At 72.3% G+C, this 21,156-nt stretch carries 14 protein-coding genes and 1 tRNA gene; 5 read left to right on the forward strand and 10 right to left on the reverse strand.

The features are described from left to right. Window positions 1-49: 49 nt before the first annotated feature. A complete protein-coding gene (locus QCD68_RS02245; protein WP_301221858.1) occupies window positions 50-1,864 on the forward strand; it encodes a thiamine pyrophosphate-requiring protein in 1,815 nt (604 codons plus the stop codon). Window positions 1,865-2,016: 152 nt separating this feature from the next. Continuing rightward, a complete protein-coding gene (locus tag QCD68_RS02250; protein ID WP_301221859.1) occupies window positions 2,017-4,452 on the forward strand; it encodes a bifunctional metallophosphatase/5'-nucleotidase in 2,436 nt (811 codons plus the stop codon). A gap of 316 nt (window positions 4,453-4,768) precedes the next feature. Here QCD68_RS02250 and QCD68_RS02255 read toward each other — a convergent pair whose 3' ends face one another. Genes QCD68_RS02255 through efeU form a run of 3 tightly spaced genes read right to left on the reverse strand, consistent with a single transcriptional unit; the run spans window position 4,769 to window position 8,911 of the window. Further along, a complete protein-coding gene (locus QCD68_RS02255) occupies window positions 4,769-6,067 on the reverse strand; it encodes a Dyp-type peroxidase (protein ID WP_301221860.1) in 1,299 nt (432 codons plus the stop codon). Beyond that, window positions 6,064-7,311: an iron uptake system protein EfeO gene (gene efeO, locus QCD68_RS02260; RefSeq protein ID WP_253464230.1), complete on the reverse strand. Its 1,248-nt coding sequence runs from the start codon at window positions 7,309-7,311 to the stop codon at window positions 6,064-6,066. Before efeO ends, QCD68_RS02255 begins: the two co-directional genes overlap by 4 nt. Next, a complete protein-coding gene (gene efeU / locus QCD68_RS02265) occupies window positions 7,298-8,911 on the reverse strand; it encodes an iron uptake transporter permease EfeU (RefSeq protein ID WP_301221861.1) in 1,614 nt (537 codons plus the stop codon). Before efeU ends, efeO begins: the two co-directional genes overlap by 14 nt. A 70-nt stretch (window positions 8,912-8,981) precedes the next feature. On the opposite strand from efeU, the gene QCD68_RS02270 reads away from it, so the two are divergent. Beyond that, window positions 8,982-9,860: a trimeric intracellular cation channel family protein gene (locus QCD68_RS02270; RefSeq protein ID WP_221849222.1), complete on the forward strand. Its 879-nt coding sequence runs from the start codon at window positions 8,982-8,984 to the stop codon at window positions 9,858-9,860. A gap of 287 nt (window positions 9,861-10,147) precedes the next feature. Further along, window positions 10,148-10,786 carry a TetR/AcrR family transcriptional regulator gene (locus QCD68_RS02275; RefSeq protein WP_111074598.1) on the forward strand — a complete coding sequence of 213 codons (639 nt, stop codon included), beginning with the start codon at window positions 10,148-10,150 and terminating at the stop codon, window positions 10,784-10,786. Window positions 10,787-10,812: 26 nt separating this feature from the next. Here QCD68_RS02275 and QCD68_RS02280 read toward each other — a convergent pair whose 3' ends face one another. The 7 genes from QCD68_RS02280 to QCD68_RS02310 form a co-directional block, all read right to left on the reverse strand. Further along, a complete protein-coding gene (locus QCD68_RS02280; protein ID WP_301221862.1) occupies window positions 10,813-13,152 on the reverse strand; it encodes a transglutaminase family protein in 2,340 nt (779 codons plus the stop codon). A gap of 28 nt (window positions 13,153-13,180) precedes the next feature. Then, window positions 13,181-14,515, reverse strand: a complete 1,335-nt coding sequence (locus tag QCD68_RS02285) for a DUF58 domain-containing protein (protein ID WP_290155979.1) — start codon at window positions 14,513-14,515, stop codon at window positions 13,181-13,183. Next, window positions 14,515-15,444 (reverse strand): AAA family ATPase, encoded by a 930-nt coding sequence (locus QCD68_RS02290; RefSeq protein ID WP_111074644.1) that lies wholly within the window; start codon window positions 15,442-15,444, stop codon window positions 14,515-14,517. The genes QCD68_RS02285 and QCD68_RS02290 overlap by 1 nt, the downstream gene beginning before the upstream one ends. A gap of 181 nt (window positions 15,445-15,625) precedes the next feature. After that, window positions 15,626-16,624, reverse strand: a complete 999-nt coding sequence (locus QCD68_RS02295) for a glycosyl hydrolase family 18 protein (RefSeq protein ID WP_301221863.1) — start codon at window positions 16,622-16,624, stop codon at window positions 15,626-15,628. 128 nt (window positions 16,625-16,752) lie between these two features. After that, window positions 16,753-16,841 (reverse strand) — tRNA-Ser (locus QCD68_RS02300). 367 nt (window positions 16,842-17,208) lie between these two features. Then, the gene (locus QCD68_RS02305) at window positions 17,209-17,913 is read right to left on the reverse strand and encodes a GntR family transcriptional regulator (RefSeq protein ID WP_221849216.1); all 705 of its coding nucleotides are present in this window, start codon (window positions 17,911-17,913) and stop codon (window positions 17,209-17,211) included. Window positions 17,914-18,135: 222 nt separating this feature from the next. Further along, a complete protein-coding gene (locus tag QCD68_RS02310) occupies window positions 18,136-19,665 on the reverse strand; it encodes an MFS transporter (protein ID WP_301221864.1) in 1,530 nt (509 codons plus the stop codon). A gap of 169 nt (window positions 19,666-19,834) precedes the next feature. On the opposite strand from QCD68_RS02310, the gene QCD68_RS02315 reads away from it, so the two are divergent. Next, window positions 19,835-21,034 (forward strand): cobalamin-independent methionine synthase II family protein, encoded by a 1,200-nt coding sequence (locus QCD68_RS02315; RefSeq protein ID WP_301221865.1) that lies wholly within the window; start codon window positions 19,835-19,837, stop codon window positions 21,032-21,034. Window positions 21,035-21,156: the final 122 nt, after the last annotated feature.

Below are 21,156 nucleotides of genomic sequence, written 5' to 3' on the forward strand. Positions count from 1 at the left end.
ACCCCGCGGTGCTGGGAATCCTGAGGAGGCTCCGGAGCACCCTGGAGACATGAGCCAGAACGTCAGCGAATTCGTCCTCGACCGCATCAAGGCTTGGGGCGTCACGCGCGTCTACGGCTACCCGGGTGACGGCATCGGAGAGTTCGACGGCGCCCTCGGCAAGGCCGACCGTGCCGGCGAGGGCGTCGAGTACATCCGCCCGACGCACGAGGAGATCGCGGCGCTCATGGCGACGGCGCACGCGAAGTTCACCGGTGAGGTCGGCGTCTGCATCGCCACGTCGAGCCCCGGCGCCTTCCACATGCTCAATGGCCTGTACGACGCGCAGATGGACAACCAGCCGGTCGTCGCGATCGTCGGGCAGCAGGGTCTGGCAGCCGTCGGCACGTTCACGCAGCAGGAGTCGAACCTGGAGCGGGTCTTCGCCGACGTCGCCTGCTACGTGCAGACCATCACGACGCCGGACGCCGCCGGGGTCGTCCTCGACACGGCGTTCCGCACCGCGATGCTCCGGAAGCAGCCGGCCGTGGTCGTGCTCCCCCACGACGTGCAGGCCATGCCCTGGTCCGAGCCCGGCGCGGAGCACTGGGTCTCCCGCTCGAGCGACGTCCCGGCCTCGACCCGGATCACGCCGCCGGCCGAGGACATCCGGAAGATGGCGGACATCATCAACGCCGGCGAGAAGGTCACCTTCCTGGTCGGCGCCGGAGCACGCGGTGCCACCGACCAGGTGCTCGCCGCGGCCGGCAAGGCCGGCGCCGGGATCATCACCGCGCTGCGCGGCAAGGACGTCGTGCCCTCCGACGTGCCGTTCCACACGCAGCAGGTCGGTCTGCTCGGGTCGCGCCCGAGCCTGACCCAGATCAAGGAGTGCGACACGATCGTGCTCCTGGGCACGAACTACCCGTACGGCGAGTACCTGCCGAAGGTCGGGCAGGCCCGCGGCATCCAGGTCGACATCAAGCCCGAGCAGCTGGGCCTGCGGTACCCGAACGAACTCAACATGTGGGGCGACGTCGGTGCCACGCTCGACGCCCTGCTGCCGCTGCTCGAGCAGAAGGACGACCTCGGCTGGCAGGAGCAGCTCGCCGACGAGATGCGCGAGTGGGAGGCCGAGATGGGCCGCCAGGCGGAGGTCGCGTACAGCGACGGGGTCAACCCGCGCCGGGTCATCCGCGCCGTGAACGACCGACTGCCCGAGGGCGTCACCGTCACCTGCGACGCCGGCACCACGGCGGACTGGTACGGCCACCACATCCGGCTGCGCCGCGGCATGCACGGCGACATGTCCGGCCGGCTGGCGACGATGCTCGCGGCGATGCCGTACGCCGTCACCGCCAAGTTCGCGTTCCCGGACCGCCCGGCGGTGTGCACGATCGGCGACGGCGCCTTCCAGATGCTCGGCATGAACGAGCTCATCACCGTGAAGAAGTACATGGACCGCTGGCAGGACAAGCAGCTGGTCATCGTCGTCATGCACAACGACGACCTGGGACAGGTCTCGTGGGAGATGCGCACCGAGGACGGCAACCCGATGTGGCGCGGCTCGCAGGACGTCGAGACGATGGACTACGCCGGGTACGCCGAACTGCTCGGCTTCCAGGGCATCGCGGTGCACAGCGACGACGAGGTGGACGCCGCCGTCGAGCGTGCCTTCGCGCACCAGGGCGTCACGCTCATCGACGCCTACGTCAGCCGGAGCGTCCCGCCGCTGCCGCCGCACATCACCGCCGAGTACGCGATGAACACCGCGAAGAGCCTGCTCAAGGGCGACCCGGTGGAGTTCGACGTCGTGAAGGACTCGGCGAAGGCGATGGCCGCCGAGGTCGTCGAGCGGGCGAAGGGTGCGTTCGGCCGCGACTGACCGGGCCCGTGGGGCAGCGGTGTCACGGCCAGTTGAACATCATGTGACGCCGCCGCCCGGAGTCTGGCGTGTCGCCTGTGGATCCTCGTAGGTTCGGCAGGTCGCGTCCCCCGTCCGGGGGCGGAACCACCACACCAGGAGTCCTCACACCGATGAGCCCGTCCCACACCCCCGAGACCACCAGGCGGAGGCGCGGCATCGTCGCCGGCACCGCCCTCGCCACCGCCGGGGTCCTCGTCGCCCTCGGCGCCCCGACCGCCGCCTCCGCCGCAGAGACGCCGGCCAACACCACGCCGGCCACCACCACGCCGGCCGCCGCCGCGGCCGCCGGTGACACGACGATCGACCTGTACGACGTCAACGACTTCCACGGTCGGATCACGCGGTCCATCTCGCAGACCGCGGGGAAGCCGACCCCCCGCGACGGTGACGCCGCCGGTGCGGCCACCCTCGCCGGTGCCCTCGACCAGCTCCGCGGACCGGACGCCTCGACGTCCGCCTTCGTCAGCTCGGGTGACAACATCGGCGGGTCGACGTTCGAGTCCTTCATCCAGCAGGACCAGCCGACCATCGACGTCCTCAACCAGATGGACCTCAGCGTCAGCGCGATCGGCAACCACGAGCTCGACAAGGGCCAGGACGACCTCCGGGACCGTGTGACCGGGCCGGACGGCGCCCGCAACGCCAAGTGGGACTACATCTCGGCCAACATCCTGGACAGCGCCACCGGCGAGCCTGCCTTCGACCCGTACTCGATCCAGGAGATCAGCGGGAAGCGCGTCGGGTTCATCGGTGCCACGGTCGACCTCGTCGAGCAGGGGCTCGTCAGCCCGGACGGCATCGCCGGACTCGAGATGGGCGACATCACCACCGAGGTCAACAGCGTCGCCGACGACCTGACCGACGGTGACGACACGAACGGGGAAGCAGACGTGCTCGTGCTCCTCGTGCACGACGGAGCGGAGTCCTCGGCTGCCGCCGACCTCGACAACGGCTCCGACTTCGCCCGAGCCGTGCACGGTGTCACGCCGAAGGTCTCGGCGATCCTGTCCGCGCACACCCACCAGACCTACGTGCACTCGGTCGTCCCCGACGGCGGCACGATCCCGCGTCCAGTGATCCAGACCGGCTCCTACGGGTTCAACCTCGGACACGTGCAGCTCACGGTCGCTGCCGACGGCACGGTCACCCCGAGCGTCGCCGAGAACGTCCGCCTCGTCGACGGCACCTTCACGCCGGACGCCGGCGTCCAGCAGACCGTCGACGCAGCGGTCGCCGAAGCGGACGTGCAGGGGGCGGTCGAACTCGGCTCCATCGACCGCGACATGCGGCGCGCCGTCCAGAGCGACGGCTCGGAGAACCGGGGTGGCGAGTCCACGCTCGGCAACTTCGTCGCCGAGGTCCAACGGGAAGCGACCGATCGACAGGGTTCGCAGATCGCGTTCATGAACTCGGGCGGACTCCGCGCGGACATGGCGGCAGGCCCGGTGACCTACAAGGAGGCGGCGGCGGTCCAGTCGTTCGCGAACACCCTGGTCGTCCTCGACCTGACGGGTGACCAGATCCGGCAGGCGCTCGAACAGCAGTGGCAGCCGTCGACCGCGTCCCGTCCGTTCCTCAAGCTTGGCGCCTCGGACGGCTTCGCGTACACGTACGACCCCCAGGCCGCCGCCGGCTCCCGCGTCACGTCGATGACGCTGGACGGCGAGGCGATCGGCGCGACGACCACCTACAAGGTGACCGTCAACTCGTTCCTCGCGGGCGGGGGCGACAACTTCGCGGCGTTCAAGCAGGCCGCCACGAAGCAGGACAGCGGCAAGGTCGACCTCGAGGCACAGGTCGAGTACTTCCGTGCCCACCCGGAGGTGACGGTGCCGGTCGACCAGCGGGCGATCGGCGTCCGCACGACGCCGGTCCCCGAGGGCGGCTTCCAGACCGGTGACGAGGTGACGGTCGACCTGTCCTCGCTGGTGTTCAGCAACGCCGGCGACCAGAGCGGCGACGTCTCGGTCTCGGCCGGGGACCAGGTGCTCGCCACGAGCCCGATCGACACCACGGTCGTCGACAAGACCGACGAGCAGGGTCGCGCCTCGCTGACCTTCACGGTCCCCGAGTCGGGCGTCGCCCAGCCGGCAGCGCCGTCGACCGCGTCGCGCCTGGCCGCCACGGCGGTCGAGACCTCGGACGAGCCGCTCGTCGTGGGACTGCCGAACGGGCAGCAGATCACGCTGGCCGTGACCATCCCCCTCGCGGTCGTCCCCGACCCCGGTACGGACCCGGGCACCGGTCCGGGTGACCCCACCGACGGCTCCGACCCGACGCCGACCCCCGTCCCCGGCGGTGGTGACGGCGGCTCCGGCGACGAGGGCTCCGGCGACGCCGGCCTCGGTGGCACCGGCACCGGTGTCGTGCCGATCAGCGGTGGCGGGATCGACACCGCCGACGGCGGGGACCTCGCCTACACGGGTGCCGAGCTCGCGGCACCGGCCCTCACGGCCGGGCTGCTGCTCCTCGCCGGGCTGACCGCACTGCTGGTGGTCCGCCGGAAGCGTGCCGCGCACGACGTGAGCGAGCGCTCGGAGGGCTGACGCGCCTCCCGGCTTCGCCGACCCTGACGGGCCCGTCCACCGACCGGTGGGCGGGCCCGTCGTGTGTGTGGCCTGCCGAACGCTCTCGCGGGCGGCAGGCCGGGAGGCCCGTGGCAGTTCGTCGGGGAGCCGCTCGCGGACAGCACGGTCGGTTTGCGCATGTCACCGCGGTACGCTGCACCCGTCGCCACGCGCGATGCGTCGCGCCGGGTCGCCGGACGGTGGTTCCGCCCGATCGGACCCCGCGACGCGGGTGTCCTCCGCCTCCAGGGAAACGGCGGAGGACACCCCTCTCACACCCGTCGATCGGCCGGTGTCAGCGGAAGAGCTGCTCGCCGATGTAGGAACCCTTGCGGGGTGCCGGCGGGACCGCGAAGACCGCCGACCCGATGTGCGCGATGTACTCGTTGAGCCGGTCCGACGCGCCGAGCTTCCGCTGCAGCCGGGTGAAGTGGTCCGGGTCGTTCATGTACGCCACGAACAGCAGCCCGGCGTCGAGCTGCCCGTACTGGTTGAGGCCGTCCGTGTAGTTGTAACCGCGGCGCAGGATCTTCACGCCACCGTTCGCCTCGTGTGCCGCGAGGGCGACGTGCGAGCGGGGGTCGATCGCGGGCTGGCCGTGGGCGGTCGCGTGGAAGTCCGGCGTGGTGTGCTCCTGCCCGCCGGAGAGCGGCGCGCCGCTGACCTTCGTCCGCCCGAACACCCGCTGCTGGTCGCTGACGACGTCGGCGTCCCAGATCTCCAGGTTCATCCGGATCTTCCGGACCACCTGGTAGGTGCCGCCGGCCATCCAGTCGGCGTCCTCGTCGAGCCACACGAAGCGGTCGTGCTCGGCGTCGGTCGTGATGTTGCGGGTGCCGTCCTTGAAGCCCATCAGGTTCCGCGGGGTCGCCTGGGTCGGCCCGGCCGAAGCCCGACCGAAGCCCAGGACGGTCCACTTGACGGTCGCGCTCCCCCGGGCCATCCGGGCCAGGTCGCGGACCGCGTGGTACGCCACCTGCGGGTCGTCGGCGCAGGCCTGCAGGGACAGGTCGCCGCCGGACAGGCCGGACTCGAAGCGGTCGCTCGGCAGGGACGGCAGCTCGGTCAGGTCCGCCGGACGCTTGCCGGCCAGGCCGAAGCGCTCGTCGAACACCCCGGGGCCGAGGCCGACCGTGACGGTGAGGGACGCGGGCCCGAGGTCGAGCGCCTCTCCGGTGTCCGCGCCGACGCCGTCACCGTGGGCGGGTTCGACGCTGCCGATGGTCTGGCCGGCCTGCAGCTGCGCGATCGCGGCCGACCAGCGGGCGAGCAGTACCTGCAGCTCGGTCGCGGTGCCGAGCGTCAGGTCGAACGTCATGAACACGCAGTGCCGCTGCGGATCGGTCCGGATGCCACCCTGAGGCGCACCGGCCGTCGTCGCGTAGAACGGGTGGCTGCGCGACATGTCGACCGACTCGTCGCCGTTCGCCGCCGCGGTGAACGGGTCGACCCCGCTCGCGACGGCGGACCCGGCGATGCCCGCGGCCGCGCCGACTCCGGCCCCGGCGACGGCCAGACCCGCGCCGAGCAGCCCCCGGCGGGAGACCCCGCGAGTGTCGTCCTCGGCGGTGTCCCGGTCGTTGCGGCCGCTCACGCCGTGGCGACCTTCTCGGCCAGGCGGGACAGCGGGTCCTGCAGCGCCTGGACCTGCTGCGAGATCGCGTTCGCGTGCGCCGCCTTGGCACTGGCGTCCCAGCTGTCGAAGCCGCCCAGGTCGTCGGCGTTCCGGAAGCCGTCCATGAGCGTGTTCGTGGCGTCGAACTGCTGGGCGATCTGCTTCGTCAGCGCCGGGTCGACCTTGGTCAGTCCGGGCTTGAGGTACGCGAAGGCCTGCCGGGAGCCCTCGACGTTGGCGGCGAGGTCGACGAGGTCGATGTGGCTGTAGGCCTCTTCCTCGCCGGTGATCTTGTTCGACTGGACCTCTTCGAGCAGTCCGGCGGCCCCGTTCGCCAGGTCCTCGGGCTTGTAGTCGAGCGTCGGGACGAGCTTCGCGAGCAGGTGCACGTTCGTGGCCAGGTCGTCGGCGTACCGCTTCGTGTCAGCGGTGATCGCACCGTTCGCGAACAGGTCGCGCTCGACGGCGTGGAAGCCGCTCCAGCCGACGGCCGGGTCGGCGTTCGAGGCGCGCATGTCGATGAGGTAGTCGAGGTTGCCGGCGTTGTCCGTCGCCTTGTGGCCCGCCTTCACGAAGCCGTCGACGTCGCTCTCGACGTGCTCGTAGTACGGCCGGGCGTTCGCGTAGTCGGTCTTCGCCGCCGCCAGGTCGCCGGCGTCGACGTCGGTCTTGAGCTTGTCGACCGCGGTCACCATGTCGGTGACCTGGCCGTCGACGTACTCGGCGTACCCCTTGGTGCCGTCCTGCAGCAGGCTCGCGGCGCTGCTGTTCGCGGTGGACTTGACGGACCCGGTGACGGTCAGGCCGGTGAGCTCGTGCTCCGCACCGGGGCAGTAGACCTGGTACTTCCCGCCGGTCAGCGTCGCGGTGAACGAGACGGGGTCGAGTCCCGGCGCCAGGTTCTCCTTCTCGCCGAGGATCCGCTGGTCCTGCAGCAGCTCGACCTCGGTGATGGCGGTCGACGACTCGTTCTTCACCGTGAAGGTCACGGGTCCGGCGCCGACCGTGCTGCTGCTCACGGCGCAGCGGTCGGAACCGTCGTTCGTCAGGGTGACGGTGACGCGGGCCACCTTGCCGGAGGTCTCGGTGGCGTCGCCCGAGGCGGTCCCGTTGCTCGCGCAGCCGGTGAGGGCGAGTGCCGCGACGGCGCCCAGCGCGCCGAGGGTGACGAGGCGCCCCCGCGTGGTCAGGGGTCGGACGGTGGTCGCTCTACCGAACGGCATCGGTGCTCCTTGCGGTCGCCGTGACGGGAGGGCCACGGGTGGGGGTGGTCGACGGGACGGTCGAGTCGGGCAGGCCGAGGCGACGGCGGTCCCGGAGGGCGAGCAGCACCTGTGCGGCGGCGGCGATGCCGAGCGCGAGGGGCAGCCAGCGGGTCCAGAGGGCGAGTTCCGCGGTGTGGGTCCGGTCCGCCGCCAGGGCGGCGGTCGTCCGGTCGACGGTGGCGCGCGGCACGGCCCAGACGGTGCGGTCGAGCGTGCTGGTCCGGGCGGTCGGGAGGCCTCCACCGGTCAGCGTGAGCACCGAGCGTTCCGCACGGCTCGCGTCCACCACGCCGCCGTCGACGCTCCACAGCGTCACGGTGTCGCGGGTCGCCCAGGAGGCCCGGTACGGCCCCGGCGCGCTGCTCGGCGATATGCCGACCGGGATCCGGCCGAACAGCTGGACGAGGTCGTCGAGCGTCAGGGTGGCGGGCTCGTCGGCGGCCGCTCCGTCCGCGGTGACGCGCCACCGGTCGGTCGTGGTGCCGGCGCGGGTGACGCGGCGGTGAGCCGATGCGGGGAGGGTGATCCGGGCCTCCCGGCCGGTGCTTCCGGAGCTGCTGCCGGTGCTGCTGCCGGCGACGCGCAGGGTGGCGGCGGACCCGGAGACCGTCGCGCTGACGGAACGGGCGTCGCCGGTGACCCGGGTGGTCGCGGGGACGTCGGTGTGCCCGGTCGGCACGGCGACGGCGAGCGCGAGGGCGGCGACCGCCAGTCCGGACGCGACCGCGATGCGGACGGCGGGGACGCGGACGGCGGACGGCTTCCACCGGCGGGGCCAGAGCGACAGGGCCAGGACGGGCACGACGTAGAGGACCCAGCCGAGGACCTCGATGACGCGCGGGTCCGGCGGGATGCCGAGCACGCCGGTGACGAGGGCGCCCTGCACCGACCCGTTCGGAGCGAGCCAGCTGAGGTCGACGGTGCGCTGCTGGCCGATCACGACCCAGCCGGCCTCGTGCGCGCGGCGGAGCACGGTCAGGACCAGGCCGCCGGCGACGAAGACCAGGAAGACGCCGGTGCCGGTGAAGAACTTCCCCAGGTCGAGCCGCACGCCGCCGGTGTAGATGCCGTAGCCGACGACGACCGCGCCGGCGATGCCGATCACCGCGCCGAGGGCGGCGAGACCGGTGTCGCTCGACGCCTGGAACGTGGCGAGGAGGAAGACCGACGTCTCGAAGCCCTCCTTGAGGACGGCGAGGAAGGCCATGCCGGCCAGCGCCCAGGCGGTGCCGCGGCCGAGGGCGGCGGATGCGCTGGCCTCGAGCTCCCGGCTGAGGTGGCGGGCGTGGGTCCGCATCCAGACGATCATCCCGGTGACGAAGACCACGGCGACGATGCCGATGAGGGCCTCCATCGCCTCCTGCTGCGCCTGCGGGAGCGCCTGCTCGACCGCCTGCAGCCCGAGCCCGACGGCGATGCTGAGGAGCACGGCGACGCCGACCCCGGTCCACATCGGGGCGAGGGGGACGCGGTTCCGTCGGAGGAACGCGGCGATGATCCCGACGATCAGGGTGGCTTCGAGGCCTTCGCGGAGACCGATGACGAGTGTGGCGAGCATGACGAAGGTGAGGCTAACCTAACCGGCGCGCGAACCGCCAGCCGGGGAGCCGTGCGCTTTGATGGTCTTCATGAACCTGCTGACCGTGGACGGCCTCGCCGCCGTGACGAACGTGCTCGACCTCGCCGGGGTCTTCGCGTCCGCACTGCTCGGTGGCGCGGTCGCCCGGTCGATGGACTTCGACCTGTTCGGCTTCCTGGTGGTGGGGTTCGTCTCGGGCCTCGGCGGCGGCATGCTCCGCGACGTCCTGCTGCAGAACGGCCCCCCGGTCGCCCTCACCGACCCGCTGTACGTGCCGGTCGCGGTGGCCGGGGCGCTGGTCGCCTTCTTCGTGTCGTTCTCCGAGCGCGGGTGGGACCGGCTGTTCACGTTCCTCGACGCCGCCGTCATCGGGTTCTGGGCCGTGGTCGGGGTCCAGCGCACGTTCGACGCCGGGCTCGAGTGGCCCGCCGCGATCATCATGGGCACCATCACCGCGGTCGGCGGCGGGGTCGGGCGGGACCTGCTGCTGCGACGCGTGCCGGCCGTGTTCGGCGGCAACGCCCTCTACGCCTCGGTCGCCGTCGCCGCGTCGGCCGTGATGGTCGGCGCCTCGGCCCTGGGGTCCCCGACGATCGGCATCGTCGCCGCCGTCGTGCTCTCGCTGCTGCTCCGCTGGGGCGCCGTCCGCTGGGGCTGGGGCCTGCCGAACGGCCGCAACTGGCAGCCGCAGTCCCAGCTCGCCTCGCTGCTCCGACGCGGCCGCGGGCGTGGGCGCACGCCGCGGCCGGTCCGTCCGGGTGCCGCGCGGTTGCTCCGTCCGGGTGCCTCCGGGCTCCTCCGCCGGCCCGGGCAGGACGCCGGTGCCGGTGGTCTGCACACCGGCAGCATCCGCCTCGACGGTCTGCACACCGGCGCGCTGCACCTCGACCAGGACGCACCGGATCCCGCGGACCGCCGCGAGGACTGACCGTCACGCTGTCCCCGGCGACCCCCAGCCCGTACACTCGAGACCGCCGGGTATCGACCCGGTTGCACTCCCCCGGACGACGGACCGACGTGACCCGAAGACGGCGGTCCAGCCGCGGGTGTGCAGGCACCATCCGTGCCGGCACGAGGGGCCACCGCTCCGCGCGTGATCAGACACGCGGTGCGGTCCCCCGGGCCTGCCGACGGGAGCACCGGTCACCACCCGACGAGCACCGCCGCAGCACCAGCTCCACCCGCACCAGCAGAGTCCCGGAACAGGATCCTCCGATGACCGACGCAAGCGACCCGGCAGACCCGGGCACACCGGAGGACCGCACCACGCCGGTCCCCCGCACTCCACGATCCGAGGTCCGGGAGCGTCTGCTCGCCGCCGGCTCGCGGGTCTTCGCCGAACAGGGCGTGCACGAAGCCCGACTCGACGCCGTCGCCGCCGCCGCCGGCTTCAGCAAGGGCGCGGTCTACTCGAACTTCTCGTCGAAGGAGGACCTGCTCGCGCAGGTCATGCAGCGCGCGACGAACCGGGTGCTGCAGTCGCTGCAGGAGCTCATCCGCATCGACATCAGCGCCGCGGACGTCGGCGACGTCGTCCGGGCAGCGTTCGGACGACACGACCAGAGCGCCGAGTTCGCCCTGCTCTCCGAACTGCGGGCGTACGCCATCCGGCACCCGGAGTTCATGCCCGAGTTCATCCGCCAGCGGCGCACCCTGCAGGACGGCGTCCGCGAACTCGTGCACACCTGGTTCGCCGCGCACCCCGAGGTCGACCCCGGCATGCCGCTCGACACCTTCGCGACGATCCTGATCGCCACGAACTCCGGGATGGTGTTCGACGCACCCGCCCTGGACGGGATGAACCCGGGCGACGCCGTCGCGACGATGGTGGAGGCGGTGCTGCGGCCGCGCTGACCGGCGACGGCACCAGCGTGGCCGGGTCAGCCCGCCGCAGGCGCCGGCCGTCGGTCGGTCGGACGCCCGGCGGGCAGCAGGCTCGGCGGGAGCAGTCGGGACCGGAGCACGCGGCCACCGGAGACGGCGGCGTCCAACGCGGTGCGGGCCTCCTGGACGGACCGGAGGAGTGCCTGCGTGTCGGACCGGCCGTCGGCGGCGAACCGCTCGTGGTCGACGGCGTCCACGACGGATCCGAGGGCCGGCAGCACCGATGGCGGCACGACCGTCCGGAGCCGACCGAGATCGGCGCGAGCGGTCCGGGCGACCGCAGCCGCATCGCCGGGCGGAGCCGCCCCCGGCGTGAAGCCGTGGTCGGCGAGGTCGTCGAGCAGTTCCCGCCAGGCGGTGACGGCCGGCCGGCGTCCGGCGGCGACCCCGGCCAGTCGACGGTGTCGTCGCGCTGCACGGACCGAACCGGGCGCCACCAGGACCGCGAGGGCGACGAGCACACCGACCAGCACACCCCACGGGATGCTGCCGCCACCCGTGCTGCTGCCAGCCGCGGCCGCCGAGGTCGGCGTCGGAGTGGGCGTCGCCGAGGCCGACGCCGGCGCGGTCTCCCCCGGGGCCGGCAGCGGAGTCGCGGTCGGGACGGGTGCCGGCGTGGCGGACGCGGAGGGCTGCGGCTGCGCGGCCTGGTCGGAGTCCGGCGTCGGCTCGAACGACACCCAGCCGGCACCCCGGATGTACAGCTCCGGCCACGAGTGCAGCTGGCGGTTCGACACCGTGTACTGGCCGTCCTCGCGGCTCGCACCCGCGCGGTAGCCGACGGCGATGCGGGACGGGATGCCGAGCGTCCGGGCCATCACGGCCATCGCGGACGCGAAGTGCACGCAGTACCCGGAACGCTCCTGCAGGAACCGGGCGATGACGTCCATGCTGTCGCCGTCGTAGCCCTGCTCGACCGGGGCCGTCTCGGAGTAGGTGAACAGGCCGCTGCGGAACCACTGCTCGAGCGCCCGGGCCTGGGCGTAGTCGGTGGTCGCACCGGCGTCGACGCGGGCCGCGGTGGTGCGGATCACCGCCGGCAGGTCCTTCGGCAGCTCGGTGTCGGTGCGGAGCTGCGCCGGCGACGGGGCGACGAAGCCACGACCGTCGGCCTGGGACAGCCGGCCCGAGGCGGCGATGGCGTCGAGGTAGGCGTTCGCCGAGACCGAGGCGCCGTACGCCTCGTAGGTGGCACCGCGGCGGGTCGCCGGACCGGCGGAGCGCACGGTGTTGGCGTCGCCGGACCATCGCCACTGGGTGAGGTCGAGGTTCGTCGACTTCGACTCGACCGACATCGCCCCGGCGGGCAGCGGCAGGTAGTTGCTCGACAGCCCGGTGATCTGCACGGTGACGTCGCCGCGGTCCGCCAACCGCGGGTTCACGCCGTCGACCCGGCGGGACTGGTCCGCGGTGTCCGCGGTGGAGGCGTCGGTGACGGTCGGCACCCAGTCACCGGTCCCGAACTCGTCGAGGTCCGCGAGCTTGAGGTACTCGGGCTGCCCGTCGGAGGACCGGTAGCGGAACACCTCGAGCTCGTTCGGTCGGCGGAGGTCCTGGCCGAGTTCGAGCAGGGTCCCCGGGCGTCCCGGTTGGATCGGCGACTGGACCGCCCCGGTCACACCGGAGAGCCAGCCGGCGTTGATCGGCACCAGGACCGGCAGCCCGATCGCCACGACGAGCCCGATCGCACCGACCACGGCGGCCGGGAACACCCGTTGCACCGGCCGGACCGACGTCCAGAGCAGTGCGAGGAAGGCCAGCGCGGTGAACACGACCAGCCAGGCGGACGGGGCCTCGCCGGTGATGATGCCCGGCACCAGGAGGATCACGAGCGCGGGTGCGGCGGCGAGCGCGGCGGTCGGGGCCACGGCCGCCAGGAACAGCGAGGCGCCGGCGACCCAGGCGATCGCGACGGTCACGATCAGCCGGATCGAGTCCGTCTGCGGCAGCGGCGCCGGGTTGAGGCGGATCGCCGCGAGCGTCTGCCCGAGAGCACCGTTCCGGTCGAGCCACCCGAGCGGTGCGGTGTCGTTGAGGAGCGCGGCGGCGCAGGAGCCGAGCACGAGCGTCGCGACGAGCGCCACGAACCGGACGCCCCGCGGGCGGGTCCGGACGGCCAGCAGGACCGCGACGAGCACGGCCGTGAAGACCGCGCCGGACAGCCACCACGAGATGCCCTGGACGAGTGGGCGCATCGCGAGCGCGGCGACGAGGACAGGGAGCGGGGCGAGGGCGACGACCCAGGCACCGGGGGTGTCCGGGCTGCGGTCGTCGCGGTCGAGCACCTGGCGGACGTCGACGTGCTCGCGCTGCCGAGCCGGGCTGGTGGCGGTCATCGGGTGTGTCCGCTCGGGCTGGTGGCCGTCATCGGCTGTGTCCGCTCATGGTCGTGCCGGGCACCGGCACCACGAGCACGCGCCACCCGGCACGACCCATGATCCCGCGCACGACGGGGTCCGGGGCGACGACGGTGACGAGCACACCGCGGCTCGACCCGTTCGTCGTCGAGACGAGTTCGGCGGCCTCCTCCGGGCTGCAGTGCCCGGTCACGACGGCGGTCATGCCGTGCACGTCCCGGCCGCGGACACCGTGCAGGACGTCAGTCAGTTCCCGGGCATCGGACCGCGCCTGGACGTCGGCGAGACCCACGAGCACCTCGGACAGCCCGCCGGCGTCCCCGCTGTGCCGGACGTCGCCGCCGGGTCCGTCGCTGACGAGCGCGACCCGGGAGGTCCGTGCCGACAGTGCCCGGGCGACGCTCGCCGCCACCACGACCGCGTGCTCGAAGGCCTGGTCGCCGCCGAGGTCGGACAGTTCGGACAGGTCGTCGCGGCCGAGCTGCTGGTACGACGAGCGGCGGACGTCCAGGGCGACCACGGCCTCCGGCGGCTGCGCCTGCGTGGTCTGGCGGACGTGCAGGACGCCGCGTTTCGCGCTCTGCCCCCAGTGCACCCGGCGGATGGGGTCGCCCGGCCGGTAGGGGCGGAGCTCGCTGTCGTCGGCGGATCCGCCCTGACCGACCCGGCCCTCGTCGGCGGAGACCGCGCCGGCGAGCGCCCCGGTGTCGAGTGCGGAGAGCGGGGTCGTGCCGGGGACCACGACGACCTCCTCGGCCGGCACCACCGGTCGGTCGATGCGGAGCAGCCCGAACGGGTCCTCGACGCGGACGGTGACCGGGCCGACGAACGCCCGCCCACGCTGGATCGCGAGTGCCTCGACGTCGAGCACCGCCGGCGGGGTGCCGGGTCCGATGGTGACGAGCGACGCGGCCTCGTTGGTGCTCACGAAGAGGTCGTCGAGCTGCTCGCGGACGAGCAGCGTCGAGCGCGGCGCGAACCGCACCTCCGACCCGCGGATCGTGACCCGTTCCCGGTAGACCTCGCCCACCTGCACCATCGCGCGCGGTGCCGACCGGGAGGCGCGGAGCGGCGCCGCCACGGCCAGTGCGGTGACGACGCCGGAGACGACGAGCACCAGGAGCAGCAGCCCCGCGGAGACGGCGACGCTCATCGAGGCGACCAGGCCGCCGCCGACGAGGCCGAGACCGACCGCCAGGACGGTCCAGCCGCGGAGCGTCGGGCGGGGGAACGGGGTCCGGCGCAGCATGCCGAGCCCGCGACGTCCGACCCGGGACAGCACCGAGCCGGCCGCGCCCGCGCGCAGCGCGAACGGACGGACGGCGGGGCGCTGGTCGACCATCAGGAGCGGACGGGGGTCGCGGTGAACGGCACCGCGGTGTCGGAGACGATCCGGACGACGATCTCGCGGGCGGTGTCCTCCGCCGAACCGCCGAGGCCACGGGCCACCGGGACGAGTCGGTGGGCCAACACGACCGGGGACAGGACCGCGACGTCGTCCGGCGTGACGAACGGCCGGCCGAGCAGCGCCGCGTGCGCCCGGGCGGCCTGCGCCAGGTGCAGGGTCGCGCGCGGGCTGGCGCCGAGGAGCAGGTCGGGGTGCATCCGTGTCGCGCGGACGATCTCGACGATGTACGCCTCGACGTCCGGGGCGATGTGCACCGTGCGGACGGACGCGATCATCGCCCGGAGCGTGTCGACGTCGACGACCGGACGCAGGTCGGCGAGCGGGTCGTGGCCGCCGCGGGCCGCGAGCATCCGGCGCTCGGCACCGGGGCTCGGGTAGCCCATCGTGATGCGCGCCATGAACCGGTCGCGCTGCGCCTCCGGCAGGGGGTAGGTGCCCTCCATGTCGACGGGGTTCTGCGTCGCGACGATCATGAACGGGGACTCGAGGGGCCGGGTGACGCCGTCGACGGTGACCTGTGACTCCGCCATCGCCTCGAGCAGCGCCGACTGGGTCTTCGGGCTGGTGCGGTTGATCTCGTCGCCGATCACGACGTTCGCGAACACCGGCCCGGGTGAGAACCGGAAGGTGCCGGACGACTGGTCGTAGATGTTCACGCCGGTGACGTCCGAGGGCAGCATGTCCGAGGTGAACTGGATGCGGCTCACGGACCCGCCGACGGAGGCGCCGAGGGCCTTCGCGAGCACCGTCTTGCCGACGCCGGGGACGTCCTCGACGAGCAGGTGCCCCTCCGCCAGCATCACGGTGAGGGCCGTGCGGATGGCGTCGGACTTGCCGTCCACCACGGTCGCGACCGACGCCATGACGGCCGCCCCCGCGTCCTGGATCCGGTCGATCGGGACGGTGTGGTGGGTCAGCTCCGGCACGCAGTTCTCCTCGTCGCTGGGTCGATGTCCGGCGATGCTACAACGGCCGAGTGAGCACAACCGGAGGATGCGTCACCGAATGCGTCGTCCGGACGGGAGGCCCGGTGCCGCCTCCCGCTCAACGATCGGGCAGTGCCGACAGGTTGAGGGACCACATCGCGACGCCGTGCACGCCGAGGTCGCGAGCCAGGTCGCGTCGGGCGGCGTACGAGCGGTCGTCCGACCAGTGCAGCTGCCGCCCGTCCGCGAGCGTCGCCGACCACTCCCCCGTCCGGTCCGACCACTGCGCCCGGTCGCCCGCCAGGTGCGCGGCCCGGGCTGCCGGGATCGGTGCGGCATCCGCGCCGGGGCCCCAGGCGTAGCCGTAGCCGGCGACGCCGACGTCGATACGGTCCGCCGGCAGTCCCCCGTCGATCGCGGTCCGGATCGCCTTCCGTGCCCACGGCAGCGACCCGATCGTGCCGGCGTCGCTCCACGGCCCGTGTTGGTCGTAGGTCATCAGCACGGTCCGGTCCAGGTGCGGGGCGAGCCCGGCCAGGTCGTAGCCCCGCTCGCGGTACTCGGCCGGGTCGGTGGACGACATCATCGCGATGGACACCTCGGCGTCGTCCCCGAGCCGCTCGCGGACCGCCGTGCGGAGTGCCCGGGTGAAGGTGACCAGGTCGGCCTGGTCCTGGGAGCGCATCGACTCGAGGTCGATCTGCACGCCGTCGGTCCCCAGTTGTGCCGCCAGGTCGACCAGCTGCCCGACGACCCGGGCACGGTTGGTCGACGACGACAACAGGGCCGTTGCACCCTCGGGCGAGAAGTCCCCGATGGTCGAGGAGTAGTTGCTGAAGAGCACCTCCGTCCGGGCTCCGGCCTTCGCGGCCACCCCGACGAGTTCACCCACGTCGCCGGAAGTCGGGAGCAGGTGCGTGCCGTCGTCGGACAGTGCAGCGCCGTCGACGCCGATGACGTCCGCGCCGCGGTCGACCGCCGTCCGGACGCGATCGGCAGCGCCACCACCGGGTTCGACGTAGGCCTCGATGCCGCTACCGTCGGCGCGTGTGCTGCCCGTGCTGCAGCCGGCGAGCAGCAGGGCGGCGACTGCCACGGTCGCCGCGGCTGTCGTCATCCGTCGCATCACCCGATGACCGTAGCCGGTGCGCCGATCCCGGGCCTGGCCCGACCTCGTCGAAGCACCGCACGGCGGAACGACGAAACCCCGGCTCGCATGGCGCGAGACCGGGGTTTCGTGGAGTGCGGAGACGGAGGGATTTGAACCCTCGGTCCCCTAGAGGGGACTCCACCTTAGCAGGGTGGTGCACTCGGCCTGACTATGCGACGTCTCCAGGTGTTCGACCAAGAGCATACAGGAGGTCGGGCGGACTCTCGACCCGACTGGAGCACCGGGATCGGAGCCGCCGGTCCGCCCGGTCGAGGGGCGGCACCGACGGAGATCGACCGGTCCCCCGAAGTGGGGACGATGGGGGGTTGCCGTTGTGTACCCCGATGCATAGTCTCATCGTGACGTGGCATCACATTCCGAGGCGTCACACCCTCGTCGCCGCGACACAGCACCCAGCAAGAGCAGCAGACACAGCACCCAGCAAGAGCACCCAGACGTCGCTCCCCGTGGCCTGGGCCTGACGCCCCCGATCGTCAGCGCCCGCCCGGGGAGCGACTTCGTTCCGCGCCCCGCGCGAGGTCGCCCCCGGGTCATGCCGTCTCGACGGTCCGCAACCGTTCGGCGCTCCGGAACCGCTCCGGCAGCGCGATCAGCAGCTCGGACAGCTCGATCAGCCGAACGGCACACAGGTCAACGTCGTCGGCGAGCGCTGCCGTCCGCGCGGCCTTGAGGACCTGCATCCGCTTGGTCCAGTCGGCGGCGATGTCGATGCCGTTCGCACGGGCGATGTCGTCCGTGTGGAACACGTCGAGCACCGGCTGCTGCGACCGCAACCAGTCCGCACTGACGGGAGCCCCGGAGCGTCGGAGCACCCAGACCGCGAGCTCCACGAACGCGCCGGCTTCGGACAGGCAGTCGCGCAGGACAGCGGGGTCGAAGGGCTCGTCCGACCGCGCGCAGCTGGTCGGTGGGTCGACGAGCATCGACTGCGCGATCCGGGTGCGCTCGACCATCTGGCCGACCGTCCACGGGGCGATCACGACACCGACGTAGCGCTGGACGATGACCAGCCGCAGGGCCTCGAGCGGCACGAGGGCTTCGCGCACCGGCGTCCGCGACACCCGCATGTCGTCGGCCAGGGCGTCGAGTCGCAGGCGCTGTCCGCGGCGGTACTCACCGCAGAGGATGCTGCGCAGCATCCGCTCGAAGACCGCGTCGCGGAGCAGGTTCCGCGGCACCCCGAGCGGGTCGCTGGCGCTGGTCGTGTCGCTGTCGGCACGCAGGAGTCCGGTCATCAGGTCACCGTCGTGCACGGCGACTCCGATGACGGGATCCGTCGGCGGCTCGGTGGACAACCGTGTCGGCCTGTCGTCTGTGCAGGACAGCCTGCTGTCCTGTCGGGCGGGATGCCGCCGGTGGGGTGGTGTCGTGCATCGGATCCTCCGTGACCACGGCCCCGGGCGGGGCCGTGGTCACGAGGGTCACAGGATGCGACAGCCGCCGCTAAACATGTTGCATCAGGAGTTTCGCCCAGCGTCCGGTGCGCGTCCGGCGGTGGACGGGCCTCCCGTTCCGGAGCCGGGTCCGGAGTCCGCGCTGTCCTTGCCGGTCAGCACCGACAGGGGCTGCGTGATGTCCTCGAGCCCCTTCCGGGCGGCATCGACCCCGAAGACCAAGGCGACCACCGCGCCGATGATCATCACCGCCGACCCCAGCAGGTACCCCCAGAAGAGCGGTTCACGGTCCGAGCCGTCGCCGATGAAGGCGCCGTAGATGAGCGGGGCGATGGCACCGAAGACCTGGGCCAGCGCGAAGAAGTACGAGATCGCCTGCGACCGCAGCTCGAGCGGGAAGATCTCGCTGACGGTCAGGTAGGCACTCGAGGCTCCGGCCGAGGCGAAGAAGAACGAGATGCACCAGAACACGACCTGGACACCGGCGCTGATCGCGTCCGCCCGGAACAGGAACGCCGACGTCGCGAGCACGAGCCCGGACACCAGGTACGTCAGGAAGATCATCTGCCGCCGACCCCAGGTGTCGAAGAAACGACCGAGGATGATCGGGCCGAGCAGGTTCCCGATCGCGAACGGGAAGAAGTAGACCGACGTCTCGGCGGTCTTCAGCCCGAAGAAGTTCGTCAGGACCAGCGCGTAGGTGAAGAAGATCGCGTTGTAGAGGAAGGCCTGCGTGATCATCATCGTCGCGCCGACCAGGGTGCGGGTCGGGTACTGCTTGAGCAGCACGCGGGCGATGGTCAGGAACCCGACGTTGTCCATCGGGGTGACCGTCAGCGCCTTCGACTGCGGCACGGTCTCGAGCTTCCGGCCGGACTCCCTCTCGACCTCCGCCTCGATCCGGGCGACGGTGTCCTCGGCGTCCTGCTCCTTGCCGTGCGTCATCAGCCACCGCGGACTCTCCGGGATGTGCCGCCGCAGGAAGATGATCGCGATGCCGAGCACCGGGCCGAGGAAGAACCCGATCCGCCATCCGATGCTCTCGGAGAAGTGCGCCGTGTCGAGCAGGTAGATGTTCGCCGCGGCACCGAGGGCCGCACCGCCCCAGTAGGTGCCGTTGATCGCGATGTCGACGTGTCCGCGGTACTTCGCCGGGATGAGTTCGTCGATCGCGGAGTTGATCGCGGCGTACTCACCGCCGATGCCGAGACCGGCGACGAAGCGGAACACCGCCAGGAACCAGAAGTCCTGCGCGAGGCCCGCGACACCCGAGCCGATCAGGTAGATCGCGAGCGTCAGGATGAACAGCTTGCGACGACCGAGCTTGTCGGACAGCCGCCCGAAGACCAGGGCGCCGACGACCTGACCGACCAGGTAGATGCTGCCGAGGGACGCCACGTCCTGGTTGCTCAGGCCCAGGTCCGCCTTGAACCCGGCGTTGGACACGATCTGGATCTCGAGGCCGTCGAGGATCCAGGACACCCCCAGGCCGACCACGACGCTCCAGTGGAACCGGGTCCACGGCAGTCGGTCCATCCTCGCCGGGACCAGGCTCGTCACCGATCCGTCTCTCGTTCCGCTGGCGCTCGTCATGCGCATGCTCCTCCCGCGGCCTGCCCCTTCGGCTGCCGCAGAACCGGAACGTACGCCTCAGCCGCCGCTCAGGTCCACGGTCCGCGAGAACCGGCCCCGGAACCGGGGTGTGACGGACTGGAGGCGCGGGACCGGCCCGCCACGGGCCTCCAGTCAGTAGCGTGGTCGCGTGCCGCTGCAGAACTCGACCGACCGCATCCTCACGACCCACACGGGGTCCCTCCCCCGGACGCCGGAGCTGAGCGCGCTCCTGGTCGCCCGTGACCAGGGCAAGCCCTTCGACGAGCAGGCGCTCCGCGAGGAGACCGCCGCGGTCCTCGCGCGCACCGTCGACGCGCAGCTCGACGCCGGCATCGACGTGGTCAACGACGGCGAGGTCCCCCGCGTCGGCTTCTCGACGTACATCCGCGAGCGTCTGTCGGGGTTCGGCGGGACGGGGCACCGCAAGCCGACGCTCGACTCGGTGAAGTTCCCCGAGTACGCCGCGTTCCAGGCCCGTCAGATCGACGAGGGTGCCGAGTTCGCCCGCGTCTGGGACACCCCGGTCGCCCAGGGGCTGCTGCAGTACGACGAGGAGCGCGCCGGCATCCGCGAGGACCTCGACGGCTTCGCCCGCGAACTCGACCGGAACGCCGCTGCCGGACGTACCCCGGCCGGGACGTTCCTCTCGGCGGCGACGCCCGGGATCGTCTCGACCACGCTGCTGCTCGACGACGCGAACCCGCACTACGCCGACCACCGCGAGTACGTCTTCGCCCTCGCCGAGCAGCTCCGCGTCGAGTACGAGGAGATCGTCGCCCGTGGGCACGTCCTGCAGCTCGACGCCCCGGACCTGGCGATGGAACGGGTGATCCACTTCGGCGACGCCTCGCTCGACGAGTTCCTGGCGGCCGTCGACCTGCACGTCGACGCGCTCAACCACGCGCTGCGGAACATCCCGAAGGAGCAGACCCGGCTGCACGTCTGCTACGGCAACTGGCAGGGGCCGCACCAGGACGACGTCCCCGTCGACGTGCTGCTCCCGCACCTGTACCGGGCCGAGGTCGGGTCCTTCAGCATCCCGTTCGGCAACCCGCGGCACGCGCACGAGTTCCCGGCGTTCCGCGACCTGCCGCTGCCCGACGGCGCGGTCCTGGTGCCCGGGGTCATCGACGTGACGACGAACTACCTGGAGCACCCGCAGCTCGTCGCGAACCGCATCGTCGAGGCGGCGGAGGCCGTGGGCGACCCGACGCGCATCGTCGCCGGCACCGACTGCGGTCTCGCCACGTTCGCCAGCTACGAGTTCGTCGCGTCCGACGTCGCGTGGGCGAAGCTCGGCGCGCTCGTCGAGGGCGCCGAGATCGCGTCCCGCCGCTTGTTCGGCTGACGGGGCGCCGAGACGGGGGCGTCTGTTCGAGGCGCCTCCGACCCGCCGAGACACCGCCACATCCGGCGGAGTCTCGGCACTGACGCGGCGTCGACCGGAGACGGGGGCGTCTCGGCGCGGCC

It is taken from the genome of Curtobacterium sp. PsM8 (assembly GCF_030433875.1).
Lineage (GTDB): Bacteria > Actinomycetota > Actinomycetes > Actinomycetales > Microbacteriaceae > Curtobacterium.